The organism is Phaeobacter sp. 11ANDIMAR09 (assembly GCF_001294455.1).
GTDB lineage: Bacteria > Pseudomonadota > Alphaproteobacteria > Rhodobacterales > Rhodobacteraceae > Pseudophaeobacter.
The window spans coordinates 1-26308 of sequence record NZ_LIKT01000024.1 but is presented as its reverse complement, the minus strand read 5'-3'; the positions used below and the strand labels follow the sequence as shown (position 1 = coordinate 26308).

General features: G+C 52.9%; 23 protein-coding genes. 4 read left to right on the top strand and 19 right to left on the bottom strand.

Translation table 11 applies throughout. The features are described 5' to 3' along the window. Positions 1-1077 (top strand): type IV secretion system protein, encoded by a 1077-nt coding sequence (locus AN476_RS17550; protein ID WP_054463052.1) that lies wholly within the window; start codon positions 1-3, stop codon positions 1075-1077. A gap of 308 nt (positions 1078-1385) precedes the next feature. On the opposite strand, the gene AN476_RS22920 is transcribed toward AN476_RS17550, so the two are convergent. From AN476_RS22920 to AN476_RS17530, 5 genes are all read right to left on the bottom strand, one after another. Next, entirely contained in the window at positions 1386-1595 is a 210-nt protein-coding gene (locus AN476_RS22920; RefSeq protein WP_157063797.1) for a hypothetical protein, read from the bottom strand. A gap of 111 nt (positions 1596-1706) precedes the next feature. Continuing rightward, positions 1707-2828, bottom strand: coding sequence for an alanine racemase (locus AN476_RS17545; protein WP_054463050.1), 1122 nt, complete (start codon positions 2826-2828; stop codon positions 1707-1709). Continuing rightward, positions 2825-4012 carry a DUF1611 domain-containing protein gene (locus AN476_RS17540; RefSeq protein WP_083464379.1) on the bottom strand — a complete coding sequence of 396 codons (1188 nt, stop codon included), beginning with the start codon at positions 4010-4012 and terminating at the stop codon, positions 2825-2827. The genes AN476_RS17545 and AN476_RS17540 overlap by 4 nt, the downstream gene beginning before the upstream one ends. A 91-nt stretch (positions 4013-4103) precedes the next feature. Beyond that, positions 4104-4943, bottom strand: coding sequence for a hypothetical protein (locus AN476_RS17535; protein WP_157063796.1), 840 nt, complete (start codon positions 4941-4943; stop codon positions 4104-4106). After that, the gene (locus AN476_RS17530) at positions 4933-5286 is read right to left on the bottom strand and encodes a hypothetical protein (RefSeq protein ID WP_054463046.1); all 354 of its coding nucleotides are present in this window, start codon (positions 5284-5286) and stop codon (positions 4933-4935) included. The genes AN476_RS17535 and AN476_RS17530 overlap by 11 nt, the downstream gene beginning before the upstream one ends. Positions 5287-5911: 625 nt before the next feature. Between AN476_RS17530 and AN476_RS17525 the strand changes: the two genes are divergently transcribed. The 3 genes from AN476_RS17525 (at position 5912) to AN476_RS22915 (ending at position 7025) form a co-directional block, all read left to right on the top strand. Beyond that, entirely contained in the window at positions 5912-6118 is a 207-nt protein-coding gene (locus tag AN476_RS17525) for a cold-shock protein (RefSeq protein WP_054463044.1), read from the top strand. A 253-nt stretch (positions 6119-6371) separates the two neighbouring features. After that, positions 6372-6623: a ParB N-terminal domain-containing protein gene (locus AN476_RS17520; protein ID WP_054463042.1), complete on the top strand. Its 252-nt coding sequence runs from the start codon at positions 6372-6374 to the stop codon at positions 6621-6623. Between the two features lie 234 nt (positions 6624-6857). Beyond that, positions 6858-7025 (top strand): hypothetical protein, encoded by a 168-nt coding sequence (locus AN476_RS22915; RefSeq protein WP_157063795.1) that lies wholly within the window; start codon positions 6858-6860, stop codon positions 7023-7025. 1171 nt (positions 7026-8196) lie between these two features. Here AN476_RS22915 and AN476_RS17510 read toward each other — a convergent pair. The 14 genes from AN476_RS17510 to AN476_RS17445 form a co-directional block, all read right to left on the bottom strand. Next, positions 8197-10188 carry a type IV secretory system conjugative DNA transfer family protein gene (locus AN476_RS17510; protein WP_054463038.1) on the bottom strand — a complete coding sequence of 664 codons (1992 nt, stop codon included), beginning with the start codon at positions 10186-10188 and terminating at the stop codon, positions 8197-8199. Positions 10189-10196: 8 nt separating this feature from the next. Further along, positions 10197-12428: a relaxase/mobilization nuclease domain-containing protein gene (locus tag AN476_RS17505; protein WP_054463035.1), complete on the bottom strand. Its 2232-nt coding sequence runs from the start codon at positions 12426-12428 to the stop codon at positions 10197-10199. Then, positions 12415-13008, bottom strand: a complete 594-nt coding sequence (locus AN476_RS17500) for a helix-turn-helix domain-containing protein (protein WP_054463033.1) — start codon at positions 13006-13008, stop codon at positions 12415-12417. Before AN476_RS17500 ends, AN476_RS17505 begins: the two co-directional genes overlap by 14 nt. Before the next feature lie 332 nt (positions 13009-13340). Next, on the bottom strand, positions 13341-14228 hold the full coding sequence (locus AN476_RS17495; protein WP_054463030.1) for a hypothetical protein: 888 nt from the start codon (positions 14226-14228) through the stop codon (positions 13341-13343). Then, complete coding sequence (locus tag AN476_RS17490; RefSeq protein ID WP_054463029.1) at positions 14225-15316, bottom strand: type IV toxin-antitoxin system AbiEi family antitoxin; 1092 nt, start codon at positions 15314-15316, stop codon at positions 14225-14227. The genes AN476_RS17495 and AN476_RS17490 overlap by 4 nt, the downstream gene beginning before the upstream one ends. Before the next feature lie 650 nt (positions 15317-15966). Next, positions 15967-17061: a plasmid replication protein RepC gene (gene repC, locus AN476_RS17485; protein ID WP_054463028.1), complete on the bottom strand. Its 1095-nt coding sequence runs from the start codon at positions 17059-17061 to the stop codon at positions 15967-15969. Positions 17062-17289: 228 nt separating this feature from the next. Then, on the bottom strand, positions 17290-18267 hold the full coding sequence (repB, locus tag AN476_RS17480; RefSeq protein ID WP_054463025.1) for a plasmid partitioning protein RepB: 978 nt from the start codon (positions 18265-18267) through the stop codon (positions 17290-17292). Next, the gene (repA, locus tag AN476_RS17475) at positions 18267-19469 is read right to left on the bottom strand and encodes a plasmid partitioning protein RepA (protein ID WP_054463023.1); all 1203 of its coding nucleotides are present in this window, start codon (positions 19467-19469) and stop codon (positions 18267-18269) included. The genes repB and repA overlap by 1 nt, the downstream gene beginning before the upstream one ends. Positions 19470-19985: 516 nt before the next feature. Further along, positions 19986-21971: a ParB N-terminal domain-containing protein gene (locus AN476_RS17470; RefSeq protein ID WP_253279924.1), complete on the bottom strand. Its 1986-nt coding sequence runs from the start codon at positions 21969-21971 to the stop codon at positions 19986-19988. Next, on the bottom strand, positions 21907-22290 hold the full coding sequence (locus AN476_RS17465; RefSeq protein WP_054463019.1) for a DUF3768 domain-containing protein: 384 nt from the start codon (positions 22288-22290) through the stop codon (positions 21907-21909). Before AN476_RS17465 ends, AN476_RS17470 begins: the two co-directional genes overlap by 65 nt. Positions 22291-22868: 578 nt before the next feature. Continuing rightward, entirely contained in the window at positions 22869-24398 is a 1530-nt protein-coding gene (locus tag AN476_RS17460) for a hypothetical protein (protein WP_054463016.1), read from the bottom strand. 263 nt (positions 24399-24661) lie between these two features. Continuing rightward, a complete protein-coding gene (locus AN476_RS17455) occupies positions 24662-24976 on the bottom strand; it encodes a DUF736 domain-containing protein (RefSeq protein WP_054463014.1) in 315 nt (104 codons plus the stop codon). Between the two features lie 447 nt (positions 24977-25423). Continuing rightward, the gene (locus tag AN476_RS17450; RefSeq protein WP_054463012.1) at positions 25424-25609 is read right to left on the bottom strand and encodes a hypothetical protein; all 186 of its coding nucleotides are present in this window, start codon (positions 25607-25609) and stop codon (positions 25424-25426) included. A 43-nt stretch (positions 25610-25652) separates the two neighbouring features. Beyond that, entirely contained in the window at positions 25653-25985 is a 333-nt protein-coding gene (locus AN476_RS17445; RefSeq protein WP_216598390.1) for a hypothetical protein, read from the bottom strand. Positions 25986-26308 lie beyond the last annotated feature (323 nt).

Below are 26308 nucleotides of genomic sequence, written 5' to 3'. Positions count from 1 at the left end.
ATGAGCGTTGTCACCTACTTCGTTGAAACCTCCCAAGGCTATCTCAACACAGCCGCCGAGACCCAGTTCGGATCTGTTGCTGCGACAGTGGGAACGCTGCTCGTTCTTGGAACAACGGTCGTCATAATCTTCGTCTTCCTGAACATGATTTATCAGTACAAAGCGATGGATGGGCGAACGGCGTTCTGGCTGGCGGTGAAAATCGGGCTGATCGGGATATTTGCGACCAACTGGGTGCAGTTCAACGCGCTTTCATCGGCCATCCTGAATGGCATCGACAGTATCGCCGGCGCGCTTGTTGCATCCGTCGGTGGTGGCGTTCCCGGCCCCTCCGGCACATTTGCAGAAGAATTTGACCGCCTTATTGCCGAGCTTGGCGAATATCTGAACGCGGCCGGATCTGAGCTGAACTGGATGGCTGGAGCGATGCTCGACATTGTCGGAGTGCTCATGCTGTCGATCTTGGGTGGGTTGGCAGCGTTCATCTTGGTCGCGTCGCGCTTGATGATTGCTCTGCTCATTGGCATCGCACCTGTGATGATCTTTCTGACGCTGTTTGATGTCACCAAGGATTATTTTGCCCGTTGGCTCTCAGCACTGGTGTCCTTTGCGATCTATCCGATCGTTGTCGCGGGGGTATTTGCCACGATTACCGGGGTGTCTTCGGCGCTGATCGGTGAGCTTGGCGACCCCGAAGGTGCGACCAACATAGGCGCTCTCATCCCCTTCTTTATGATGGTCCTCATGGCAAAGGGCTTCATCATCGCAACGCCGTTCATCGTTCGCGCGATCTCAGGGAACATCATGATGCCAGCGTTGTCTGGGGGTTTGGCCGGAAGCTACGGATTTGCGCGCGCGGCAATGGGAAATCAGCAGGTCTACAATCGATATCTTGTGGGCGGTGCGAGTGGCGCCGAATACGCAGCACTCCGCGCGCGGCAATTCTTTGGGGCGCAACAAATGCCGCAGAGGCCAGGGATGGCAAATGTAAAACCTGCAGCGGGCAGTTCATCCACCGGAACTGGATCGCAAATGATGGCTCAGCTTGCACGTCTGGGAAGACTGGGGCGGCGGTAGAAACAACAAAAAGCCGCCGTTCGCTGCGGCTCACTCGAACTGGCATGATGCGGGACGTACCCGCCGTTCGCTTTTAGTGCTTCGCTGACGCAGCATTTTCTCGCGGACGCGGCACATTAGCTGGCGCAATGCAGCGCGTGTCGCCAATCCGGTCATTCGTGGGTGCTGATTTGGCTGGAACCGAGACCGTGCTTTCGCAGCGTGCCGATCATCTAACAAACGGGAATTTCTATCGGTTGAGTAGAATTGCTACGCAGCAAAGCTGGGTCGTTAAAGCACCTCGATCAAGGCTGCAATTTCCAAACCGCCTACTTCCCCTTATTGCCATCTTTAACCTGAGCTGCTTGGTTTGCTTCTCGCTCGAGGCGAGTTCGTCGTAAACGACTAATTTTATCAAGACGCTGCTCAGCTTCTTTATTAACCATTTCACGTGCGACACGCGTGGTTCTTTCGAGCGGCGTTTCCGATTTTGGAATGGAACTTTTTTTGAAGACCGACTCTTTTGAACGCTTTGTCATGCAATTTTTCCCTTTTCCTTTTCAGTTTCAATACTGCTCGATGGCGACTAGTTGTAAGTTTCGGTGCGCTTTCTTTCGGCACCAAAGCTCGGTTGCGCGTGGCGCGCGATATCAAACCAAGTTCAGATGGGAATGAGCTGGCTTCAACTTGCGCGTTCGCAATGATCGGGGCGGGTGCAAAAAAGAGATCTGCACATTTGGCGTGGCCATTGCCCGCATCAATGCGCTGTAGTTCATGCCAAACCTTATTTCTGTGCCGACGCCCACCTCAGAATGACTCATTCTTAGGACCAAGTGATCGCTCGTCGAACCCAAATGGGTCATTCCAGATGGTAAAGTGAGGCCCAGACAATCCGTATCTTGTTGTCCAACACTAATAATTACGCGATTGCCGCTTTCATAATGTCGTACAAGTTGGAGTCTCGACCCTTTTGGGAGTTCCTGAGGCTGCAATGGAATATCTGATTTATCGTTCATTTCGATAACTTCAGCGATCAGAACAAAAGCATCAGTGTGTAGATGAGGAATTCTGTCGCCACTCACCGGGTCAACGCCCAACAGAATTGCCTCACCTATCCGCAGTTCATTAATTCTCGCCAAGTTTGAACGACTGAGTGCCATTGGAATATTTGACGAGTTTCCACCAGAAACGATTTCCAACGCTCTGCCACATTGAGCTTCGACGTCTTTAGCGATCTCCGAAATCAATACCATCTTCTGCTGATCCGGTGGGACACGGCTGAAGCATGCGAAGTTCGCAGCTATTCCTTTTAGGGTCACACCCTGTAAGCCAGCCACATATTTTGCGATAGAAATAATATCTTTGGGCAAAATACCATCTCGCATATCACCTGCTTCCATCACTAGGATTATTCCGTGATTGATGCCCAAATCGGTTGAAGCTGCAGCGAGAGCGGAAATGACTCTGCGCTCGGTATTGTAACTGGAGCCGCAACTCTCGACGACATCGGTCAATTGGCTAAGCAAGGGCGTTCGGATCAGGGTAATTGGGGCTGATATGCCAGCTTCACGCATGCGTTGAACATTGCTTACCCGAGCATCTGCAAGCCCTGACACTCCCCCATCCAACATCGCTTGAGCTATGACGGGGTTGCCACATACCGCCTTTGTTACCCCCAGAACACTGATACCGCGCGCCTTCAATCGGCCAGTTAACACCTTCGTATTTTGGCGAATTTTGGCTAAGTCCACCTCTATTCGAGGAGAATTCATACCGCGCCCGTGGAGGCGGAGTATCGCAACCCGGAAAAAGCGTTCATTACCATATTGAGCAGCTGGGATACTGGTCGGCTGAGTGGGTCAGTTACAGGCAGGTCTAACGAACGAGAGTAGGCGGCTATGCACGCACCTAATTCGATCTCAGACATACCCTCGTGGTTTATGGTCAGGCCGATAACTTTTGTATCTGAAAAAGCTTCGATCAACTGTATTTCGCTTTCTGGACTTGGCATTGGTAAATCGGGAAAATCACAACGATGAACGCGTTTTGGCGCATGCTGAAGAATAACGGCATCTGGCTGGCTTCCACGTAAAATGAAAGCCGATGTACAAAATGCCGGATGGCTAAGAGCCCCCTGACCCTCAACAATAATGACCTTGGGGTTCTCGCTTTCTGACGCTGCGATTATTGCCCCTTCAAGCTCTCCGCAGCAGTACTGAGGCGGAACAGCGTCCATCGCAACGCCGTACCTAGCCCCCTGCATCAAACCCGTCTGGCCGGTGCCAATGAGAACGGTTCTAATCCCGATATCATTGAGCGCCTTCGTAAGAAGTGTCGCCGTTGTGCGCTTACCAATAGCACAATCTGTGCCAAGCAAAGCTATGCGCAGGGCTGGTACCGAGGCCACAGTGCCATCAAACAGCCGCAAATCTTTGCTCGCTTTTGGTTTGCGTATGTCGCGTATGGTAACGTTATTTGCCGAGGCAGCATTCGCAATTTCAAAGTCATCGCTGAGATACTCATGCAGGCCAATGACGATATTCATTCCCAGTGATATCGCATCCAAAATCACTTTACGATCGTCCTTGGAGAGCGTGCCACTTGAGGGTGCCATTCCGTAGATCAGCGTTTGCGGCAAAGTCTTTTGGCATTCTTTAACCTGATGCAAATTCCCCAAAACAGGAATTTGATTGGCAACACCATCAAGTATTTGCCCGCTGTCCTGACCTTCGTACTTGGAATCGATGACTGCCAATACTTCGTATGTTTCTGAATGACGCACGAGACCATTGGCGGTTTTACCGTCCACCTCAGCAAAGTTACCTTCACAATACACAATTGCAGTCTTGGTGTTGTGTGTAGTCTCAGACATTGAAACCCGCATATGGATTGGTGAACTTTGGAAATCCTCGGAGTTTCGCAGAACAGTTGTTGCGGTTTTCGGATCGGGGCTCATAGATACTTCCTTTTTGATGGATGTTTCCCGGACGAAGAGTTCCAGGGACCACCGAGGTCAATTCAACTGGTGCTAGAGTGCTTTGAAGTCTTTAATTACGGAGCACACATTGCGACTTAGAGCGATAAAAGTTCTTGTTGCATTCCCATTGGTTGCCCGACCTATCGAGGTGAGCGTTCGGCGGAAGCTCTATTGCGATGCATTTGTTTCCTGTTTCAGAAAAACCGCGTTCACATTTCCAACCGTTTCCGTAAGTCGCCTCATCAAAATAGGCATTCTCAGGTACAAAAACTTTCGCGCAGGCGCCGTTTTCTTCAAAAAACCCGCGATGACACGACCACGGTTGGCCGTATCCAGAGTTGTTTAAGAAGGCGTTGTCAGGCACAGAGATTGCTACGCATATGTCTCCGATTTCTTCAAAACCGCGGTCGCATTTCCATGGGGCACCAACCCCTGAATTTGTCAGGTAGGCATGCGGCGGCAACTTGATTTTCTCACAGGTGTTTCCAATTTTCTGAAAACCCCGGTGGCAAAACCAACGCGATCCAGATGGACCAAGATATCCACCTTCAGGTACAATCACCGGTACACACGATGTCCTTTCAACCTGCAAAAACCCATGCAGACATTCCCATCCCGATCCAAACCGGCGGTTCGTCGCATAAGCATTCTCAGGCATAGTGATGGCAACGCAGATTTCGCCTGCAATCCGGTATCCCAGATCACATTCCCATCCGTCCCCATAACTTTTGGCGCTAGCGTTTTTCGGGATATCGGTGGGATTCGATTGGGCAATATTGGCTCCAAACAAGAGCAAAGCCATGCCGAGCAAGAACCCACAAACAACTTGCTTTGCTAAGGAGCGAAAGCCTTCTAGAAATGGGTCGTAAGTGCCAATTTCGTCACTCAGTATATTGTTTTCATGATTCATCGATTTTTAGCCCTGCTATACAGGCATCAGCCAGCGCGCTGCTGGGGGCGTTTGCACCGGGAGGTGTCGCCCAGCCCGAATCCATCATAAGTTTGCGGCGCGTAAATCCCGTGGCTTTCTGAACTTGAGTTAGTTTAGAAAGCTTGTTTGGATCGATATCTGACTTTTCCAAACAGAAAGGAACCATCGCTAAAGTGACTTGCTCGGACGCATATTGTTCGGCCATTTTTTTCGCGCTTCGATCAGTTGTCCAGCCACCCCAAGTAAAGCCAATGATCGAAGCAAAGACCGCGCCGACCAAGGCTCCGTAGAGGGCAGTCAGTGTCCATTCGGGTAATTTCATATTATTTCCTCCGACGGAGAAAGCACCGCCACACCTTTTGAGACTCTTGTCGGGATCGCGGTCATTACACGTGCTCAAAATTGATCCGCATAACGAAACAAACTCCATGCGGGAGCTTGGATATTCCAATTTAAAACTCACCTTGATGAACGGGTAAGTTCCGTTTTCCGGATTTTATGAGTGATCTGCCGTCACAAATGATATGGTCGCGCACGAAGGGTTCGGCGCTCATTCCAAACATCAGCCCAATTTCTCGGTGTGACAGTCGATTTTTTCTGATTTTAGAAGGCAAAACTCTGTCTTCAGGTCCTTTGCCTGAATGGTTCCGAGCTGCGTTCGTCGTAAGCTTACCTACTCTCTAAGGTGGTATTTTGCAATCAAATTCGGTTTAACGGCGATACAGCCGTCCTGATCTCCGACAAACAGACTTTCCGCATTATCACCAGTGAATTATAAATTTGGGTTTGCGCTTTAAGAGCCTTGTAATTCAATCAGCGAATATACATGTCTTCAAGTGCATAGCATCTTCCTACGACCTCCTGTTTCTTTTCGGCCAGTAGTTCTTATGACGACACTGGGCCGGGCCATTGCATTCTGTGAATGGCATTTAATAGGAGACGACACGATGGCTAATGGCACCGTGAAATGGTTCAACACTCAAAAAGGCTTCGGTTTTATTGCACCTGAAAAAGGTTCAAAGGACGTTTTTGTCCATATTTCCGCGCTGGAGCGTGCTGGCATCCAGCAATTGGATGACGGGCAAGCAGTGACCTACGACGTTGAAGCTGATCGCAACGGTCGAGAATCTGCGAGCAATCTCGCGCTTGCGTAAATTCTAGAATTTGAACTCAGAACCAGAGGCTTTTTTTGGAGCCTCTGGTTTAACAAAAACGACAAATAAAATGAGCGGATACTCTAGGTCGCTCTCAACTGTGACTTCGATCTGACTGAATCGCAGAGTTTACGAACTCATTTCCATTCTACACTGATTGCTGGCGGTCGTGTTCCACGAGACAAATTGGGTGATTTGTAGAGATCGCATGCAAACCCTTGCTCAAGTGCTGCAATTGGGTGCAAGTTGATGCATGCCAGTAAAAGAAAAATTCGCCATTACCGACGTTCGCATTCCTCTCAAACGCAGGAAAACTCTGGACTCCGCCAAAGTCGAAGACATCGCCTACGATATGCTAGAAAATGGCCAAACCACCCCCATACGCCTACGCACCGACAAAGGCGGCGGTTTCATTCTTGTCGAAGGATATCATCGACTAGAAGCCCTGCGTGCCATTGGTGAATCTGAGGTCGAAGGATATCTAGTTCACGCGCAATTGCACTGATGTACCCACTCCTGCCAAAAGGTATCTAACTTTTTATAGCTTTCATTTGGGCTGGTGAGATGTTAGCTCACAAGTGAGCAACGCGGAAAGTTACTACTTCAGCTTCGCGTTAACCTCAACTCGCCGGTTTCGCGTTAGGGTGAGAGCAAATAAGCCCTTTATGCTCGATACCTTTTTTTCGGATTTTGGTGTTTGTGTAAGGGGCTTCCAGAAAACTTTTATTGGAAGCCGTAAATGAAAATCGTGGGTCTATTTCGAATAAAAACTTCCATTGGACAGCCAGACCTCGTCTGGGTGAAAGACAGCGGCCTTGAATTCGAAATCCCCGAAGATCGATACCGGGCGGCAAAATATTTACCGGAAGTAACAACTCTGAGCTGGCGCGAAATGGAAGAAACCTAGCTCAATGAGAAATGCTTCGTTTTAGGACTCGTTGTCATCATATTGATGACCTTCCGAGAAATCAAAATACACTGACCCCAGCTTCTTACCGTAACTATCTGTTACATCATGGTGGCCGTCTTGAAATTCGTCTCGCTCAAGTTTGTCTGGGATCTGGCGCAATGCTCTGGCCGTCCAGCCAGATAGCACTCTTTGCGTCGGTCCTGCGCACTCAATCTCGATGTCGCAATGAATGTACTGTGTCCTGGGTCCACCGCTCAAGGTATTCTCCCTACTTAGACGTGACCCAAATCCGATTGGCGTGATCATATCTGTAAATTTCCGGTCCTGCCTTGCTTCCGACTTCAGGGTAAACTTCTATCATTGCTCCCAGACATTCTGCGAAATTTTTTAGCCAAGCCTCCTTGGCACATTCGAAAGTTTCACACGCGAATCTTCTTCCATCCCCAAGATCCAATACAACAAGCATTTCCTCTTCTCGTACTTTGAAACTGGGGGCAGAGGATAATAACGGATGCGTTCCTCCGCCCCAAATCATTCTGCGCACAGAAGTAATTGCGCGCCTAAGTTACTTATGAACAGAAGGCTTTCCGGTCAACTGGGTCTGGACCTATGCGAAAAGCTTTTCTTTTGCACGTGAATTGCATTAGTCCCGCTATTGCAAACATTGGAGGCGGCGAAAGTCTGATGCCCGTTCACTGTGAATGAAGCTCGCTTTCACAAATAGGGTCTTTCAGCGCATCAATAATGTACCTGGATTGCTAGAAACACTCTATCTGTGAGACATGACAACATCAGTTTGTCCGCATCATCTGGATCCAATCACCTTAAAAAATCTGATGAAAGTATAGAAAAGCTGTTCCAGCGAAGAGAAAAAACCTAGATCGGCTTCGTCCGCGTCGCGATAGCGCCTACACTGTTCAGTGGAAGCAAAGTTTGGTCTAATTCTTCGCTGCAACGAGAACGAATGGCAGCGATCTCTGCCGCCGTGCGGCGTCCTGCTCTGAGTATCTGGGGCGGTTTTAGTACTGTGAGCGCGCGCAGCGTGAAAATCCTTCGTCTCCTGTGGGCTCCTTCAAGACCTTCGCCGCAGTCAAGACGAGCGACCGCTTTAACGACAACATCCAGATTACACCCATCTTTCTGCCACTTTGCACTATTTTCGCACATCCTAGTGCGCCTCACCTCTTTCAAGACTGGCTTCAAAATCGCCAAGTTGGTCGACAGCACCAGCATATTGTTCGGCTTCGGCATCATTCGGTTCTTTAACGGGCATCGCTCGTTGCTCCGCAAGATCCATCTCCATTTGCCGTCGTTCCTCTGCAACCACCGCTTGGACAACAGGTGCAGTCTTCGCCGAACGCCTCGGGGGCACGACAGCAACATCCACTTCTTTGCCCGCGATCTCTTCATCACGCGGCACGCCTGTTGTTCCGGCTTCAGGTCGAGACTTGGCCCCATTCGAGCTGGGAACAGCAGAACCTGATCCCCCTTCAGCAACCCTACCACCGCCCATCACCGGAAACGGCAATTCCCCTCTCTGCGCCCCATGGATCGCCGCAAACATCCGGTCATCAAAATACTGGATCCGCTTTGCCCGCACTGGCATCTGCGCATCCACGACCATGATGATTTCATCAAGGGGCAAACGGCGGGCTTCATCTTCGGGCAACAGCGACGTCTCCTCTGTCCGCGTTGACTGGCTCCGCCCCTCGAACGGGTTCTTGCCAATAGATCTGGACCGCGTAATCACCATCTTCGTTGTTTTACCAACGGCCTTGCTCAACTCCTCTATGGTCTTTTCATCCGAGGGGGTCAGGTAAAGTTTTACGCCCGCGTTGCCCTGCAGCGCGCGGCGGGTGTTTTCCCCATAGATTTCATCGAGGGCGGGAATGGTTTGCGTGACCACGGCGAGGTGACCGCGGTAGGTGCGCAAAGTTTCAATGCTCTCGACCACAATAGGCATTTTACCGAGACGGTTGAACTCATCGAGCATGATCATCACTGGCCAAGGCTCATCTTTGCCCGGTTCCTTTTCTTGCATGGCCGAGAGAAGGTCGGAGAAGAACAATCTGATCAGCGGCGCCAGCGGTTTCACCATCAAGGGCTGGACCACCAGATAGACCGTGAACGGCTTTTTGCGGATCGTCCGGAAATCAAAATCCGAGACCTGCGTCGCCTCGTCAATCGCGGGGTTCTGCCATTGATCCAGACCTGACGTCATCAGCAGCGAGACATAAGAGGTCAGCGTGTCGTTGTTGGTGGACGCCAGCCGCGTGAAGATCAGTTTCGCCGCTTTGTTGTCGATCTCATGCCCACGCGCCACGTATTCTTTCTGCTTGTTGCCGCCCGACGCTGCGATCCGGTAAATCTCTCCCAAGGTCGGTTTCTTGCGCTGGAAGGCCAGCAATCCTGCGGCCACGAAGAGATCAATACCGCCCTTCAAAAGCCCCTGAACGCGATCATTGTCGCTTTGCAGAAACAAGGTCGCGAGCAGCTGCAACTCCATTTGCTGCTGCGCGGGGTCTTCCAATTCATAGATGCGCAGAAGCGGATTGTAGCGATGGGTCCGCTTGCCTTCCCAATCCGTGGGCGCAAAGCGGTAAACTTTGTCGCCTTGGGCCGCGCGGTGACGCGCTGTCGCCTCAAAACACTCACCCTTCACATCCAACGTCACAGCTGACCCCTGCCACGTCAGCAGGTTCGGGATCACAAAGCCGGTGGTTTTGCCGCGCCCAGTCGGTGCCACAATCAGCGCATGGGGATAGACCTTTGAGGTGATGTAGTGGGCGCGGGATTTCGGGCCGCCCAGTTTGCCGAGGATAAACCCTGTGCCCGGCTTGCCAAAGAATCCGTTGGCTTTCATCTCACCGCGTTTTTGCCAGTGGGTTTGACCAAAGCGCGTGAGGGCGGAGCCGGACATGGCAAGACTCAGCATCAGCCCCGCCGCGGCAGCCCCACCGATGATCAGGTTGATCAGCTGAAAATCGTCTGGCCGTCTGTCTCTGATCCAGAAGTAGTTCTGCGCAATATATCCAAAATCGATATCGGCGCTGAACCCAAGTGCCTTGAACGTCAGCACGGCTGAGGCGATGGTGTAACCCATGGCACCTGCCACTGCGGTGACCAACACCACCCCGATGGCGATCCACGCTTTTCCCATGGACCCGCTCAATGGATCTGACCTCGTTCGGTCTCGCCATCGACATCCGCCGCGCGGTGTCTTTCGACTTCAACGTCTGCCAGCTCATCGACAACTTTGCGTAATGCCTCCGAGTTTGCCATCGCCGCATCCGATTGGAGATAGACCTTTGCGGCGTAGAGCCGGTCAAGACGGTCTTCGATGACGTTTTCCAAAGCATCGCTGTCGCCATCCTTCAGGCGATCGTGCTGCGCCGTGTCCAGAACCCACGCAACCTCTGTTCGGAAGGCGTCGCGATCGGTTTCAGTTTCAAAGGGTGATGCGAGGTCCCCTGCCCGTTCATGGGCAAGGACTCGGGACAGTTCGGGCGTCTCATTCTGAACCGCCTCACGCTCCGTTGGGCGTATCTCACGTTCTGCGCCGCGCGCTTCATAGACGCGCGCGTAGGTGTCGCCGAGACCTTCCGCCAGCTGCTCGGGAATATCCGGATATCGCATCTGGAGATCACGCGCGACGGCAGTTGAGATCGGTGTCCTGCTGTGCGCACCCAACTTAGCCGCTTCAACCTCGATGATGATCCGGTCTGCTGCGGCCTGATCTACGATCACCGCCCTGCCCTCCTCGCTCATGCGGATGACATCGGTTGGGCGGGCGATCAGCTCTGGATGGTCGCGCAGATAGTCTCGCTGTGCGTCTTCCAACCGTTCCACGGCAAGGCTTTCGATCACCGCCTCGTCAAGAACCTCAATCCGTGTCTCTATGCGAACGGCATTTGCAGCAGTTTCAATCTGGGCGTCCGTGACATGCGCCTGCACTTCGCGGGTCTCTTCAATCACCCCGTCGTGGCGCAGCACGCCTTCCCGCTCCAGCATGGTCCCGAGCTGCACATGCACGTCGTTGAGAATATCCCGCGCCTGCTCCAGATCCGCACGGCGCTCAAGGTTCAGATCTTTGGCCACGGCCACCTTAGACAGATCATCCGCAATCCACTGATGCTCCAATGCAGCGTTCTGCGCTCCTGTCTCCATTCGGGCCACGACCTCGGATGTACTGATCCCCGTGCCGCGCAGCGCTGCTTCGACGCGGGCGCGTACCCGTGGTTCAGACAAGCGCTCCAACTGACTTTCCTGAATGTTGGCCTCGGAATAGACCCCTCCCTCTGACGGAACCTCCGAGAGGGAATTGGACCTTAGCCCCAGCGGCTGCATATCCTGCACGCGGGCCTGAATTGTGTTGAGGGTTTTCTCCAACGCGGGCCGCTCCGCATCGGGCTTCGCGGCAATCAGGTCTGTGATGTTGGAAACCTTTTCCGCGTAACGGCTGCGCAGGTCCTCGAACGATTCATCCTCGGCCATGTAGACACCTCCTAGAGTTTCAACCTGCCCGCCCTTGGCTAAGACCTCGCCTGCTCGGAACAGCACTTCGGCAATATCTTCGCGGTTCTCGGACGACGCCTCAGCCGCCAGTGAGTGAAATGCGATCTTGGTATTGGCGATCTCCGCCAGCGTCCGGGTCAAATCCTTGCCAACTCGTTCCCGCTCTTTGGGCACCCTGCCCTCTTCCTTGGCCGCATAGACCTCACGGGTTTTAGGAGGGTAATGCACCTCGCCGCGATCTACCCGCCGCGTGGCTTCCAACCGCACGCCATAGGTCTCGGCCTCTTCGACCATGGCCAAGCGGAAGTCGTCATAGTTGAACCGGTGATTGCGCGCTAAATAGAAGAACTCGCCCTCTTGCGAGCGGCGGTTCAGAACAAGATGCGCATGGGGGTGATCGCGGTCTTCATGCACCGCAATGATATAATCGAAGTGGCCCTCATCATTCTGGAAGAACCGCTCCGCCACGTCGGTGGCGATATCGCGCACATCCTCCCCGCGCGTGCCAATCGGGAAGGACATCAGCAGATGGGTTGTCTGCCCAAGCTTGGGTTTGAACCCCGCACTCCACCGCTTCGCAAAGCGCTCGGTAAGGTCTTTGATCTCGCCGCGATCAAGCTTGGATTTGCCATCCAAAAACCCGCTGCTGTCGACAATATGGGTCGACTTCGTGGTGAGATATCCAAGCTGGTTTGCGAGCTCGGATTTGTTGTTTGTCCCACCGCCCCGGATCGCTTTGAACACAGCTGCCCGATGCCCCGCAGCGGCGCGCACCATCTGCTTTTGCTTGGAGACATGCAGGCCCTGCGTCGAGCCTCGGATCCGGCTCCACCCATCCCGAAACACCTCGCCCGTAACAGCGTCAACGGCATCATTCAGCCGCATGTGCAAACTCCCTCAACGCGGCTGTTGCGGTCATCTGCATCGCGTCCCGACGACGCCGCACAAGCAGATCAATCTCGTCTGCACTGTCGAGGATGAACCGCGCCAACCCGCGCATCTGGGCAAGCCGTAACTCAGAGAATTCGGCACGCGAACCAGCCTCTATCCCCTGCCCCGCCTGATTGGCGCGTCGCATCTGCTTGGCGATCTGGGCGACACCGTTGCCGACCTCGTTCAGAGAAGCCCTGTAGCGCGCCATCTCTGCAGCAAGCTGAGCATCGGGCACGAAGACCCCGCCAGCGGCCTGTATGAGCCTTCTCAGCCCCTCTGAGCGCGTCTTGATGCCTGCTGCACCCAAGACCTCATCGAGCGCTATTAGCTCGTCCTGGGTCACCTTGAGGCTCACCGCCGCAGTCGGGACAGCTGTATCCGTTTGCCGCTCAGCATCGCTCTTTAGCGTGTATTGGATCGTCCGTGGCGTGACTTCGAAGCGCGCGGCAAGCTCAGCGCCAGTCACACCATCCGCGGCTTCGCGCACGATCTCCATGCGTTGCGCATTAGTGAGACGTTTTGAGCGAGACATGCGAAGAAAGACCCCCTATTTCCTGCCACCTTCATACAAGGCTGCACCCACCATACGAAACTATACTAACTTGTCAATAATATACTTATGGTGATTGGGTTCTTTGCAGCCTTGTATTCCGTTTCACGCCGAGCACCTCAGGTGCGAGGCCAGCAGCTTGCAGAATGCTACGAGAATGGGAAGAATCGAAGCGGACCAGTTCGCGGTCGATCCGATTAGCGAGTTTGCCGCGTTTTCAATACTGATGACATGATGCATGCCCCGCAACGGCACTAAAACTTAAGCGGTCCCGAACAAGCAAGAGTGAGATCACCCATCATGGTAACCTAGGATCAGATGAACGGTGCGAGAGCATCCTGAACAACAGCGCTCAGATCACGTTGACGTAATTTCCGGCGATCCGCATCTCCAGCGTCTGGACCTTCAAATCGCGCTGCTGCGACCGGACCGTCCTTCTGATAGCCTTCAAAGCCTTCACCATCGCAGAACCGCCGATTCAAGATCCCAATAGCCAGCTCAATGATCTCCGAATGGTTGCCTGCCAGTGCATCTTCAAAAGCTGATCGCAATGCCGCGGCTCCGCCTTTGAAGTGCTCTAAACAATAGCAAAGATCGTGCGCGTCTTTCGGTTCAGCCCGATGATCAAACGCAAAGGCTTTGAGGCAGGTGAAACTGACGATGTCGGCATGCCGGATGGTTTCAGTCGTGACACCCCTGCCATCGAGTAGTTCCGCCGTGATCTCAACGGTATCGTGATGATCAAGCACGATCGCGGAATGCGGGATATTGATTGCCGAAACAGCCCCCTCAGAAGGCAGTTCCCGAAGTGCCCCACCCTTCTCATCTCCTGCGTCGGCTAGGAACTCCAGGATGAGAACGGTCCCATCGACAAGCTCCTGTTGCCATCGCCAGGACAATTTCTGGCCCTTGTTGTTTTCGGACCGGGTAAATCCGATTGCCCTGATATTTTCTTCGAGGGTTCGATAAGCCTCAGTGTCCGCCAGCAGTTTCATATCCACGACGACATCAACATCACCGGTCCCAGCATGCACAGGCACGGCTGGCGGGCGTTCTTTAATGAGATATCGAGGCGTAAGGCCGCCGACCAGAAAGATGGACTCGCGCCACGGCCCTAGGTGGCGGTAAAGCGTGACCAGCACGCGTTCGCACGCTTCTGTCACAGTTTGGTTGTAGCCTTGAATGGCCGTCGGTTTCTTCATTGCCACACCAGTTCTTGAGCTCTCAAATGTTCAGCCATCTCTTTTGAGCGGCCATGATCCTCAAGCAGATCAAGATAGACTTGGAGCGGAGATGCAAGAAGTCTCTCGGGATTGTTGGATACCCCACGGCTGAGCTGTTTGGACTTTGCATCAATCACGGTGAGGTTCGCACCTTCTGAGACTTCACGTGCACCAAGAACTGACAGAAGCCATTCACGTGAACGCTTATCCGTGACCCGCACCGTAAGATTGGAGACGTTGGAGAGGAAAGGCGCATAGGATTGCGCAGCGAACTGCCCGGTGAACTCCAGATTATAGTCGTTGTGGTCGTGTTCGCTCTGAATCTTGTGAACCATGTCTTCGGGTTTCATACGGGGAGCATAGTAGCGGCTTTGCTTTGTTGCCGGCCCCGCAATGATGCTGTCGCGCCAAGCGTCCAAGAGATCGTCAGGCCGGATCAATCTCCGGCGTTTCGCAGGCCCCTCCCCTTTCGCCTGCAGCCAGTCTCGTCGTTCAAGGTCCTTGAGGGTTTGCGACACAGTTGCTGGCGATACCGCAGCTTCATCGGCAATGTCTGACCCGCTCACCCATTCATCGGTTCGCGCAATCAAAGCCTGCAAAACCTGAGCGCGGGATCCTTTGAAAATATTCACATCCTTGCGTTTAGCGCGCTTGGACTTTGGCTTGTCGATCAACACAAAGGTGTCGCCGACACCGATATAGAGGGAACCGCTCAGGTCGTAATATGCAACATGCTCATCCCGAAGAAATGACCTTGCGCCTTCCGATACAGACATCGCAATGATCATCGGAACGAAATGCTGGTTAGAAGACGCGAGGTCCTGTTGATACTGCTTGAGTTGCCAGACAACTTCGCGCGCGTCCCTTGGAAACACATCGCCGCGCGTCTCAGCAACGATTGAAACCTCCCGGTCTCCAATCATGAGCTGGAAGATGACATCAGGCCGTAGACGACCAGACATCTCGGGTTCAAACGAGATTTCACCTAGATGAGTGCCCGGGATCGCGGCCAAGCTGTCGCTCAGGCTGTCGATCAGTTCTCGATCTATGTTTGCTAGTTCACTCATATTTACTGTCCAATAGGTTTACGCCTACATTCTTTATATTTACCAAAATGTCAATATTTACTGCTCAGCAAATAAATGAACTATTCCGAACTTCCTGACGGTGTCACGCAGATGGGTTTCAGAATGGTATTGAGTGCGCGCTTTAACTGTTCGCTATTTTCAGCGCTCAGAACACCGACATTAGTGTGTTTTCAAAGAGATCCTAACTTAACCTTGGTTTCTTCAGCAATGTACGCCAATCGAGGCTCTTGTTCGAAATATCCTGCGCTATCTTGAAGGCATAGCCGCGGTGATTACCGATCGTCTCAGTGCGCTTCAAGAGGTACCCTAAGATCATGAAACTGAGCGCTGGCCTCAAAGCCTTTTTTCATAGCTTGGCATGTTGCTTCCTTGCCAAGCTATCAGTCTTTGGTTCTGGCTGTGATCCGTTGCTGCTCGGCGGGGAGTTCCCGCCTTGCGTCACAGTCGAGATGACAGCCCATTTTCACCAACGAGAGGTTTATTGAGGCCCCTGCCCTACCGCAGTTACAATGAGGTCATTTTGACGAAGGAGACCATGTGGCGTTAACTGCCGTAACATTGTTTTGGAGTGGTATTGCTGCAGATACCAATTGGCTGCTGAAAATAATTGTCCGCGGACAATAGTTGGTTCAAGCGGCACAGGGCTGACCCTTGGCAAGTCGCCTGACTAGCTTCTCTGGGCTAAAGCCATCACTTTTTGAACCAGTAGTAATTGAACGAAAGTACGCACCAACAGCTTTGATTTTGTCATGAAACTGCATAATTGCCCATACCGTTGCTGCGGCTCTTAGAGGACCGAGGCGTTCATGAGCAGCTTCATAGTTTTGACTTGTGATGCCCATCATCGGGGCAAGAGTTCGGGCGTGAGCAACAGCATCATGAGTTGTTTCAATCCTTCTCAGCGAAAATTGAGCTGCTTCTGGACAAGCAGCTAGCAATTCTGGGATCGTGATGGGAGCTTCGTCATTGGTACTGGGTGTTTCTTTTTTTATGTTCGGTCCTTCTTTATCAATATGTTCTTTATTTGACTTATGATGGTGCCGGACAAATTGACCGTCACTGTCGGTCATAGTTGTCGTTAAACTAGGAGTTTGATCGTCTGGTGCCTCAGCTTCAACTTCAGTAACTGGCAGGTTTGCGAGGATTTGCTCGCAGTCCTGGAGCGATAACTTGCGGCGAAGGATACGGAAGACGTTGAGGGCCCTGTCGTCGTTAGGGTTATCGACGAGGCTAGCATTCGCAGCAGCACGGATTTTAGCGCGCAGGTAATCGATCTGTTCCCGCTCCCTCAGGACCTCTGCTGCCAATGCTGCAATTTCGTGAAGCCGGTCAAAGAGCGGTGAAAGGTCGAAGCCAAACCGTAGAGCTTTACCCTCAATGCGGTTGTGCTTAGTGAAGCGCTTCCGGTTTGGGCTGTCACGGCGAACGAGTAGCCCAGTTTCCTGCAATGTTGCAGCATGACGTCTGATCGTTCTGTCTGAAATGCCATTGCGTCGAAACATGAGCGTCGAGTTTGATGCAAACACTGTGTGGTGATTGCGTTTGGGTGCGAGGCACGAAAGCATCGCATCTAATGTTGAAATTACGGACGCGCTAAGGCCGAGACGCGGAGCTGCGTTGCGGAGCGTTGCTATGACGATGTGACGCTCTGGAAGGGAATTGTCCGCGGACAATAGTTCATTGGTCCGCAGCCCAGTGGGTGCAGTTGCTTGTGTAAATGCCATGTTTTTTCACGACAACCTGTAGCGAAAGGCACCGATATTACTGAAAATCAGAAAAAAGGCCGCAAATCTCTGGCAACCGAATCGGTTGTTGTTGACTGGCGTGGAGAAGCTGGTAAATCTGAAAGTGCAAAGAACAGATTGGGCTCTCCTAGGGAAACCTTGGGGGGCTCTTTCTTTTTTGGGTTGTTGGTCGTGCTCCTTTTTTAAGTTTTACTGCTCGGTCGATATTCAGTCAGGTTTTTGCTCTGACTGCCACGCCTCATAGAGGCGCGTAAGCTCAGCTTCAGCATTGTCACGCATCCATTGAGCAAATTCTGGTGTCTCGGACTTCGACAGCTTGAACGTCAGGCCCTGCGCTGTTTCCTTGAGCTCTGCCAAAGCCGTCCCATCACTAAGCTTGATGGAGAGGTTTGAGGAAGGTGTCGGCTTCGGTGCGTCTTCAGGTTTCAGCACCTGAGAGATCGCGTCACAGACGAGGCCGAAGCGATCGTCGGAGTTCTTGGCGGCATCAAACCGAATCTTTGCGGCGATCTGCTTGAGGTCGATACCGGAACCACGGATTTGATCCGCGAGCTCTTCCCAACGTCTACGTCCAACACCATGAGCGGAGCCTATCTGCTCAATGATTGCCTTTGGAACCGATCGTGCGACTTTGGTCATGCGTGATAGCATTGGTTTGTCCACGGCAAGGGCATCGAGAATGACCGCTTGTTCGTAGCCACTACTGGCCAACTCAGCCGCAAAGAGCGCTTTTTCAATGAAGCTTGGGTCTAAACGCTGGGTGTTCTCTTGGCCCTGAGCAAGTATAGCCTCTTCATCGGACAATGACCTGACAAGTGCCTTGACGGGAATGCTGAGCGTTCGCAACGCCCGCAATCGGCGTCGGCCATAGACAATCTTGTAGTGCCCAGGTTTGTCTGCGATGGGGCGCACCATAATCGGCACTTGCTGGCCGTGAGCCTTGATACTTTCTGCAAGCGCCGCGACCTCGGCATCGGTAAATGAAAGACGGTCCTTGGGGCCATTCTCTTCAATTACATCAACGGAGATTTCTCTGACGGCATTACTCGCGACATCCTTCAAGGTGGATTTCACGCCGCTCATCGCGCCGGTATTGGGAAAGCGTCCCTTTTGCTCCTCGGCCGGTGCCACAGTGTTGTCCGCATCGGGCGGGGGAGGGGGCTGAAACAGGTTTCTACGGGCCATTAGTCAATTTCCCTTCCCCAAGCTTGCTGGATCGTCTTTTCGAACTCGTCAGCAACGCCATTAACAGACTCTAATATGCGGTTTAGTGTCTTTTTTACGACCTGTGAGGGGTCCAGTTCATAGATGGTTTGTTGTGTCATCCCAGCGTCAGAGATCGCGGTGGATTTGAGCATCGGTGTGGTCAAGACTTGATCGAGAAGAATGGACCGCAGAAAACCCGCCATTTGTGATTGAGGCACGTCTGTTGGCTCATATCGCGCAACTAGGAATTTGAGGAAATTCCAATCGATTGGCCCTGCGGCCTCTTCAAGAGTTTGGACAGTTTCTCCAGCCATTTCAAGGAATTGCGCCATAGATGCGACATCCAACATGCTGGGAACAACCGTGATCAGAAGGCCAGTAGAAGCCAACAAAGCCGTCATCGTTGTAAAGCCAAGCTGCGGCGGACAATCTATGATCACCAAGTCATATTCGGCCTCAACTTCATCAAGGGCTATCGCTAGTCGTTGAGTAAACGGTGGGTCAACTTTGTGTTGAAGCGCATAGGCGGTTTCGGTCTCGTACTCGGACAGCAAGAGACCCGCTGGAGCGAGGTCAAGGTTGTGAAAATACGTCTTTCGGATGACTTGGCTCAAGGGAACCGGGTCTTCATATTTGAGAGCGTCATAAACCGTGCCGCTTTCAGCGAATTCGATCTCTGGGCGGTAACCGAACATTGTGGTTAAGCTGGCTTGCGGATCCATATCGATTGCAAGAACTTTGTAGCCTCGTAATGCGTAGCGTTGAGCCAAATGGATAGCGCTCGTCGTTTTACTTGAGCCACCTTTGAAATTAACGATGGAGATGACCTGAAGGGCGTCGTTTTCACGGCGTCCAGGAAGATAAGCCTCCCCGTTTCGGCCCGTTCGAGCCATTACATGGCGGATTTGGTCGATTTCTTCGGCTGAATAGAGTCTACGTCCCCTAGAATCAGACTCTACATCGGGGAAATCGCCTTCCTGATGGCGTGTTCTGAGGTTTGACATGCTGATGCCAGTAAGCTCTGAAACTTCAGCAGGATGGAATTTCCGCAGTGCTTTTCTACTATCGGGCTGGAAGCTATTGCGCATATGGTTGTTAAGCGCTTCTGACAGACGAGCAGCGTTCGCGGCAATGGATGCTGCGATGGAGCTGGCTTGTGCGGTTTTTATATCCGAATCCATACTGCCCTCACGACCTCTTAGTGGGTCATTAGTGTTTCGTCGCTAAAATGCGTGATTTGCGGCACATTGCGACAAGTAGTCTTGTTGCACGCAACTTATACACAGACAATACTTTTTTGCTTTCTGACTGAAGAGGAGCTGAGGCAGTTGTCGCATCTAGAGGCCAAGTTTGGCGGCTAAAGGGTTGATAATCATAAGAATATCAGTTCTTCGGCGGCGTTTGACAAGATATGGTAGGTCGAAATACGACATGCCCAAATTGTTGTTGATAATTCTATGGCCCGAATCGGCTCTCCTTTCGCGTTAGCGATTCCGCGCGAATAGCGCCGGGCCTGAACGGGCAGGGGGGTTTGTCCCCGACCGTTCAGGTCACCCTTGCAAGATTGGATTCTGCGGGCGTTTGGTTCGGATGCCGTTCGAACGCAAAAAAGGCTCCGCCGCAGCGAAGCCAGTTGATCCTCACCACAAGGATTGGAGAGGCTAGGGCAGGGTGCTTGTCAGCGCCCTGCCTTTTCTTCAAACCATTCCTTCAGGGAGCCACGTGTCGATGCGCTTGGCTTGGGTTTCGGTGATGTTGTGAGCGTTGCGCATTTCGGGATCGCCAAAGAGCGCTTCCATCTTCTCGGCCTTTTCGCTCTTTTTCAGCTTGGCGAAGGTGGTTGCGGTTGGATGATCCTCGGAGAGGTCCAGTAACTTGCACCAGAGATTGACGAGGTATGGCCCGCCGACGCGACCAAAGAAATTCGCTGCCGTTGGCGTGAAGTTCTCACGGATATCGGTTTTGACGGCTTTGTCGATCGTTTCGCCCAAGTCTTCATCGACCATCAGCAGGGAGGCGAGATGGCGGGTGATTTCCTCCATGATGAATTCTGGGCCTTTTGCTTTGTAGGCGCGGAAGACGCGTCCCATGTCACTGCCAAATTTGGCGGGTCGGGTCGCCTTGGTGAGCCGCTCGTCCAGCGCGTAGCCCGCCATTTCGGTCGTGGGTACGTTTGGCACTTCGGTTTCGCGCAAGCCCAGCACGTTTGTGTAGCCTGACTTGCCAGAAAGCTGGAGCGCGAGAAGGGCCAGCAGCATCTCCGGATCGCGTAAAGACGCGTGTTGGCGCGATCCCGTTGCAATACGATCCAGATCGATACGCAGCTTATTGGAAATGGACGACTTGGTGCCACTGCTGCCTGCGTGGTTGGATTTGGCCAAGACGCCGGCCTCGATTGCTGCTTTCTTGTCCGTGCCGCGAATGAGGCCTGTCTCACACTGCACCTCGCCGCGACTGTCCACATAGACAAGGACGCCCGCATGGGCTTTCTGCTCATCCGTGAATGACCCGTCTAGGATCGACTGCAGCGCTTCCAGTTTGGCTTGGCCCTCGTCGTCCAAGACATCGCTTTCGGCCAGTTCGGCCAAGGCATCGTATTCTTCGCCTTGTTCTTCGGTCAGATCGCCGTTTTCCGCATAGATGCGTACCAGCTTCATCTCGTCGATCTGATACCATCCGATGTAGCTGTCATTGATGGGTTCAGCCCATTTCCAGCCTTCGGCGATCAAGCCTTCCGACGCTTCTGCCAGCTTTTTGCCAAACAAGTCATCTAAGATGGCGGGATCATCGATCAGGACCTCGTCTGCAAAGAGATCGCTGCTCGTGCGGCCTCCGGCATCCTTGTAGGCATCAAGGCCGACATAGACGGCTTTGCGATCACTGTCCTTGATGGCGTCGGGTTTGAGCATTTTTTTGATGCGGTGATCGCTTTCACCGACGCCGCGCACGTTCTCCAAAACCTCAAGTGTCAATTTTTCATCATCACTGATGGTGAAGGCAGCGGCATTTGAAAGGCTGATGTCACCACTGCGCAGAGCGTCAATGACGGGGCAGGGGAGGGTGGCCAGTGCAAGGCGGCGATAGACATGGGCCTCGGTTGCGCCGTAGGCCGTAGCGATGTCGGCGACGGTGGCTCCACGTTTCTCCATTGCGCCAAAGTCTTGGATTTCATCGGCGGGGTGCAAGGCTTCGCGTTGTGCATTCTCGGACGTTGCCCAATACTCTGCCGTCGCCTGATCTGGGGCCATATTGACGGTAACCGTTTGAAATCGTTTATCATCTTGCAGTAATGCGAGGGCACGATAGCGACGTCCACCCACAACCACGCCAACGCCTGTTTCTTCGCGAAAGCCTGCGAGGTTTTGAATAAGACCGTAAGCGCGGATGTTTTCTGCAAGCGTGATGATGCTGGCCTCGTTGACAACCTTTCGTGGATTGAGGTCAGAGATATGCAAGTCAGCGAAGGGGATTTCCTCAAAGGTGACGGGGATGTTTGATTGATCATTCATGGAATTTATCCTTGTTTTGAGGTGATGGGTTGAATGTGCCTCGCCCGTCGATTGTTGATTTGAAGGGCTGGCACTGAGTGGATGCTCCCGAACTAAGGGTGCATCGCGTTCAGTATTCAGAGGCGTGTAAGACGGTGAGTACGCGCCGTGTGACGGCCACGTTTGCTGGGTCATCGCTGCCCATGCTGTAGTCCTTGTCGTAAAGGTCGATTTTCCAGAATATGTGGTAGCTGTTGCCCGCGATCTCGAACTCAAAGGCCCCAAAGGTGTGATCGCCGTAGGGATCGTTGTCTTCGGTAAACTCTGAGAAGGTTTGCACCCGCTGCATAATGATGGCTTTGGCGGCTGGCGACAGATCGGCCACGCCGCGCGTCAACATGATTTGACCGGGAACAGTAAAATCTGCCCCCCAAGTGGTGCGAAACCTGTCGTTTTGTTCCGCAATGGTTGCGTTGGTTTCAGCTTCGCTGCGATCTTCGTTTGCTTGGGCCATATCGGCTTACTCCTTTGTGGTGTGGGTGGGGTCGTTGCCCTTTTGGTCGTCTGGTTTTGAGAAAAGCCCTTGAGGGCGTCGTCTCTAAAACCTGACCCACTGGCGAAGTGCCGGAGTGAGCAAGCGCACACCCCAAAAGCGCGAAAGTGGTGCGGCCCGCAGGCGTAGCCCGAGGACACGGTTTTGCTCTTTTGGGGTTGCGCGCGCGAGAACCCAGCGGGTTCTAAAGCGTCTGTCCCGCAGCGGCGTATCGCGCTTGCGCGAACCCCAAGGGACCATTGAGACAGGATCGGGCGAGATCCGTTTCACCAGCTGATCGTGACCCGAATGGGCAGATCACAGCGCCTCAGAGCCCATATGAGACAAAGAAGGCATCCTGGCTCATCTTTGAGACTGGAGGGCGCCTATTGGATCAATGGGGTAGGGGAGCGGTGTTCTGGGCGCAGGACGGCCTGTCGGACGAAGCCTAGAGCGGCGTTGGCACGCCCTCAGGGCGGGGCAGGAGCCCCTGAATAGCTTTTGCAGAGGCAGTTATCATCCTAAGATATGAATATGCTATCTAAGCCTATCATCAATCATCAATCGTCAACGACGTCCGAGTTAACCACCGACGTTAACGCGCTCCTGAAATAGTGCTCGTTTAGCATTTCACGCAAAGAGACATTCGATGCGCGATCTGCGTAGGTCTTTAGGGCTGCGCCGTCTTTCCAGCCGACGGTATAGCCGTCACGTGCCTTTGGTTGAGCTTCTAACCATGTCAGAGCTGACGCGGCAAAGGTACCATTGGTCCAGATTTCAAAGTGAAAAGGACGTTCGACTTTCTTGTAGCCTGTATTGAGAATGCGGTAGATGAGTGGAACACGATTTGAATACCACCGCTCTACGTCCTTTTGGCTGACGCGAGCTCCGGGTAGCTTTGCTTTGGTCTCGATGATTAGAAAGCCAGCATTGTTCTCCTTGTCGAGCTGAACGTCGATTTCAGCTTTGAGGCCAGTGTCCATTTCCCGGATTCTCTGCCCGGTTTTCAGATATCCACCTTCAACGTCTTTCACCAAGCTTCCGATCACGAGCTCAAAGAGTGCACCACGCAAGTTTGCCGAAGCTCCCTGGACCTTTGTAAGGACGCGCATGACTTGGGAGAGATGCTCAGGATTGACAGAGGCCGTCGCGCCGGCATTGGTGAGCAACTTGACGAGATCTCGCAGTGCCTTGGCAAGTTCGATGCCGAAGAGGTTTTCGAGCGTTATTGCGAGTATGCCCTTGCGCTTGGCCAAGGCCAGTCCTGATGTTGAGAAGAGATCCGCGACGAGCATCGGCATGATCCGACCGATTTTCGGAGAGAATGCGGCACCGTCGCATTTGCGCACAAAGGCCTCGACCTCCGGTTCTGTAATGACGTCTTGCAGGTTGATATCGCATACCAAGAAGCCAGGCTTTGGCTTGCCGTCCATCATTTGGAGAAGGGGGCGGAAGTAGGCCGGAGCGCTCAGATCAAATGTCATGCCCGAGACAATCGGCGGGGTGTCTTCGTCGCGCATGTTAAACTGGTTGTAGCTGCCAAGACCCAGCCGTTTGGCCCACACCTGAATGCCGTGAAGCGCAACAAACTCCACGAGCTCGTTGGCCCTGATCATTTCAAGGGGTGCTGTTCGCATAAATCGAGGTTTGAAGTGAATAAAGGTCTGCTCACCGTCAACAATTTCGTCGAGGATATTCACGGCCTTGAGACGGTCCAGGATGACGTCTGGCGAAAGCTGGCCTTTGCGCAGGATTGGTGCCCCAGAAATCTGCGCAAACCGTTCTTTCCGACAGATGCCGCCTCTGGCGCGTAGGTTTACGACTGCTCCCCAATAGCTTTTTCCATGCGTATAGAAGGCCGCTTCCAAATTCCGCCAAAAGGCAGGTGTGTCGTAGTCTTGTGCGCGAAAAATGAAGCGAGTGTTTTTCTCGAACCGTAGGCCTGCGAGTTTGTGATAGCCAACAGTAGCCCGTTGTACTTGTTTGCGCGCGGTTGCAGGACGCACGCCTTGTTCGATGAGCCGGGCGATGTATTTGGTTGTAAGAGCGGGGCCGATTTGTCTAAGTATTTCGTTTATGTCGTTTGGCATCGGTTCAATTCACAAGCAGGGCAGGGAGCGTCACACTGCTCTATTTATAGCAGTTTCTCTACACGCGGCTCTTAAAGTTTGAGCATTCTAATTTCTTAGAAAAAAATGTTGAAAACCAATTACGTACAATGGCGATTTGAAACAATGAACGCAACGGCTGTCCCATCGATTTCATAGTTGCGCCAAAACAGCTGTCCTGTCCCCGTGCTTTTGTGGCGACAAAATCGTGTGAAAGGCGCGGACCTGGTCCGCGCCTAACCTGATCAATTTGTGTAGGGGATGAAGCGGTATTCGCCGTCGTTCTCGGTTTTGACGGCATTGGCACGAATTTCTCCGGCGCCAAAGTTGATTGCCACGGAGAGGTAGTCATTGCCAGCTTGGCTGGTGGCGTTCCAGGCACTGCCGATGCGGATGGAGCGATTGCGCGTGGATTTGGCCGTGATTTCAAAGTCTGGGTGCTTTTCGGTCTTCTTGTGAGGGTTTTCTGAGATTGCGATGTCGACATCGAATGTCAGGGAGGCGATCCAGCCGGTGAAAGTGTTTTCGTTTGTGCGGGTGATTGTACCTTCGAGTGTCATGTCAATTTTCCTTTTTCTAAGTGACGAATTGAGCACGTCTCATGGCGACCGCGGATCACCGTAGCGCAGCATAGGGGAACCCCCTTGCGGGGTTGATCCGCTCAGGGCGGTTTGAGGTAAGTGTGGTGAGGAAAGTTGGCAAAAAGGGTGATTGCGACGCCCAATTCGAAGGTTCACGCGCAAAAGAATACTTCATAGGCTGACTTGCCGAATGACCAGAGCTGCTTGCCTCATCTGAAAAGCCCACAAATAGACCTAAGGCTCGGTTTTTTGTCATGTCGGACCAAGGCTTACTGGCCTCATTGCGACGCTAGTCAGCCCAGATTCTGCGTGCAAGACGACTTTAAGTGTGTCCGGGTCAATCGGGCGGGGCAGGCGCCGAGGGATGAGAACCGAAATGTGGGCGTCGGCAAAGTGAGAGGGCAGGGCACTGCTCCGATCTGTGCGTCAGGCAAAGTACGACTTGTGGGAAATTATCTGCCGCTTGATGGTCACGGACTTGGCATCCAAATCCACGCGCAAGTGACGATGGTGGTCGAGGATGTCGTCTTTCAACAGCGGATCGGTGAGCTGATGGTTTTGAGTGAAGCGCGTGACGGTGCGCAGATACTGAGCGTACCCGAGATGATTCACCAAGGCTCCACCGAAATTGCCGGTGGAGCCAAGTGGCGCTCAATCACTCATGGTCATCACTTTTGCGAACAATGACCCCATGTTCTTCGTATGCGTCCAGAAGATGCCCGAGATACTCGCTGGTGCTGGCAGTTACGTGTCCCAAACCCGGCCAAGTGAACGGAGACGTCATACAGGTCATTGCAAGCTCGAGCTCGATACCAAGTTTGTCGGCAACCGCGATGGCCGCATCCGGGTCCTTGCCTTCAGGCCAAAGGTCTTCATCGAAGGTGATCCAAGCATCGTTCTCATCATCGACAGTGATCTCAGCCAGCAAAGCACCGAGCCGCTCTCCCGGGTTGGTGGCATCTTCAAGAAGGGCAATCCGTAGAAACAAGGAAATACTGTCCTCATTCAGCTTCAGGGTTGGCCTGGAATCCACCAAGTCGACCTCGGGCTCTGGCCGTTTCCAATCGGCGGAGCATTCTACAGCCTGAGGCTCCTCATCGCTTTCTTCCAACCACCACGGCGAAGTGAAGATATTCAGAGGAGACGCACCACAACTGGGGCAGTGCCAAAGATTGTCAGCGATTTGAGCGCCCGTGATTTTGCCTTCGCAGTGAAGACAATACCATTCCGCTGACCGGTCACCGTGTAGCGGGTGAACAACTTCGCCTTTGGTGTTTGGCCTGGTCGAACGCCGAGGCCAATCAGAAGCAA

Bases quoted from the DNA above. Each gene is read 5' to 3' on its own strand.
- AN476_RS17540 (WP_083464379.1), bottom strand. From the start codon at position 4,012: ATGAGCCCCGATCCGAAAACCGCAACAACTGTTCTGCGAAACTCCGAG.
- repC (WP_054463028.1), bottom strand. From the start codon at position 17,061: ATGGCATTTACACAAGCAACTGCACCCACTGGGCTGCGGACCAATGAA.
- AN476_RS17490 (WP_054463029.1), bottom strand. From the start codon at position 15,316: ATGAGTGAACTAGCAAACATAGATCGAGAACTGATCGACAGCCTGAGC.
- AN476_RS17520 (WP_054463042.1), top strand. From the start codon at position 6,372: ATGCCAGTAAAAGAAAAATTCGCCATTACCGACGTTCGCATTCCTCTC.
- AN476_RS17525 (WP_054463044.1), top strand. From the start codon at position 5,912: ATGGCTAATGGCACCGTGAAATGGTTCAACACTCAAAAAGGCTTCGGT.
- AN476_RS22915 (WP_157063795.1), top strand. From the start codon at position 6,858: ATGAAAATCGTGGGTCTATTTCGAATAAAAACTTCCATTGGACAGCCA.
- AN476_RS17535 (WP_157063796.1), bottom strand. From the start codon at position 4,943: ATGAATCATGAAAACAATATACTGAGTGACGAAATTGGCACTTACGAC.
- AN476_RS22920 (WP_157063797.1), bottom strand. From the start codon at position 1,595: ATGACAAAGCGTTCAAAAGAGTCGGTCTTCAAAAAAAGTTCCATTCCA.
- AN476_RS17500 (WP_054463033.1), bottom strand. From the start codon at position 13,008: ATGTCTCGCTCAAAACGTCTCACTAATGCGCAACGCATGGAGATCGTG.
- AN476_RS17505 (WP_054463035.1), bottom strand. From the start codon at position 12,428: ATGCGGCTGAATGATGCCGTTGACGCTGTTACGGGCGAGGTGTTTCGG.
- AN476_RS17510 (WP_054463038.1), bottom strand. From the start codon at position 10,188: ATGGGAAAAGCGTGGATCGCCATCGGGGTGGTGTTGGTCACCGCAGTG.
- AN476_RS17460 (WP_054463016.1), bottom strand. From the start codon at position 24,398: ATGCCAAACGACATAAACGAAATACTTAGACAAATCGGCCCCGCTCTT.
- AN476_RS17550 (WP_054463052.1), top strand. From the start codon at position 1: ATGAGCGTTGTCACCTACTTCGTTGAAACCTCCCAAGGCTATCTCAAC.
- repB (WP_054463025.1), bottom strand. From the start codon at position 18,267: ATGGCCCGTAGAAACCTGTTTCAGCCCCCTCCCCCGCCCGATGCGGAC.
- AN476_RS17465 (WP_054463019.1), bottom strand. From the start codon at position 22,290: ATGGCCCAAGCAAACGAAGATCGCAGCGAAGCTGAAACCAACGCAACC.
- AN476_RS17530 (WP_054463046.1), bottom strand. From the start codon at position 5,286: ATGAAATTACCCGAATGGACACTGACTGCCCTCTACGGAGCCTTGGTC.
- AN476_RS17470 (WP_253279924.1), bottom strand. From the start codon at position 21,971: ATGACCCAGCAAACGTGGCCGTCACACGGCGCGTACTCACCGTCTTAC.
- AN476_RS17545 (WP_054463050.1), bottom strand. From the start codon at position 2,828: ATGAATTCTCCTCGAATAGAGGTGGACTTAGCCAAAATTCGCCAAAAT.
- AN476_RS17495 (WP_054463030.1), bottom strand. From the start codon at position 14,228: ATGAAGAAACCGACGGCCATTCAAGGCTACAACCAAACTGTGACAGAA.
- repA (WP_054463023.1), bottom strand. From the start codon at position 19,469: ATGGATTCGGATATAAAAACCGCACAAGCCAGCTCCATCGCAGCATCC.
- AN476_RS17455 (WP_054463014.1), bottom strand. From the start codon at position 24,976: ATGACACTCGAAGGTACAATCACCCGCACAAACGAAAACACTTTCACC.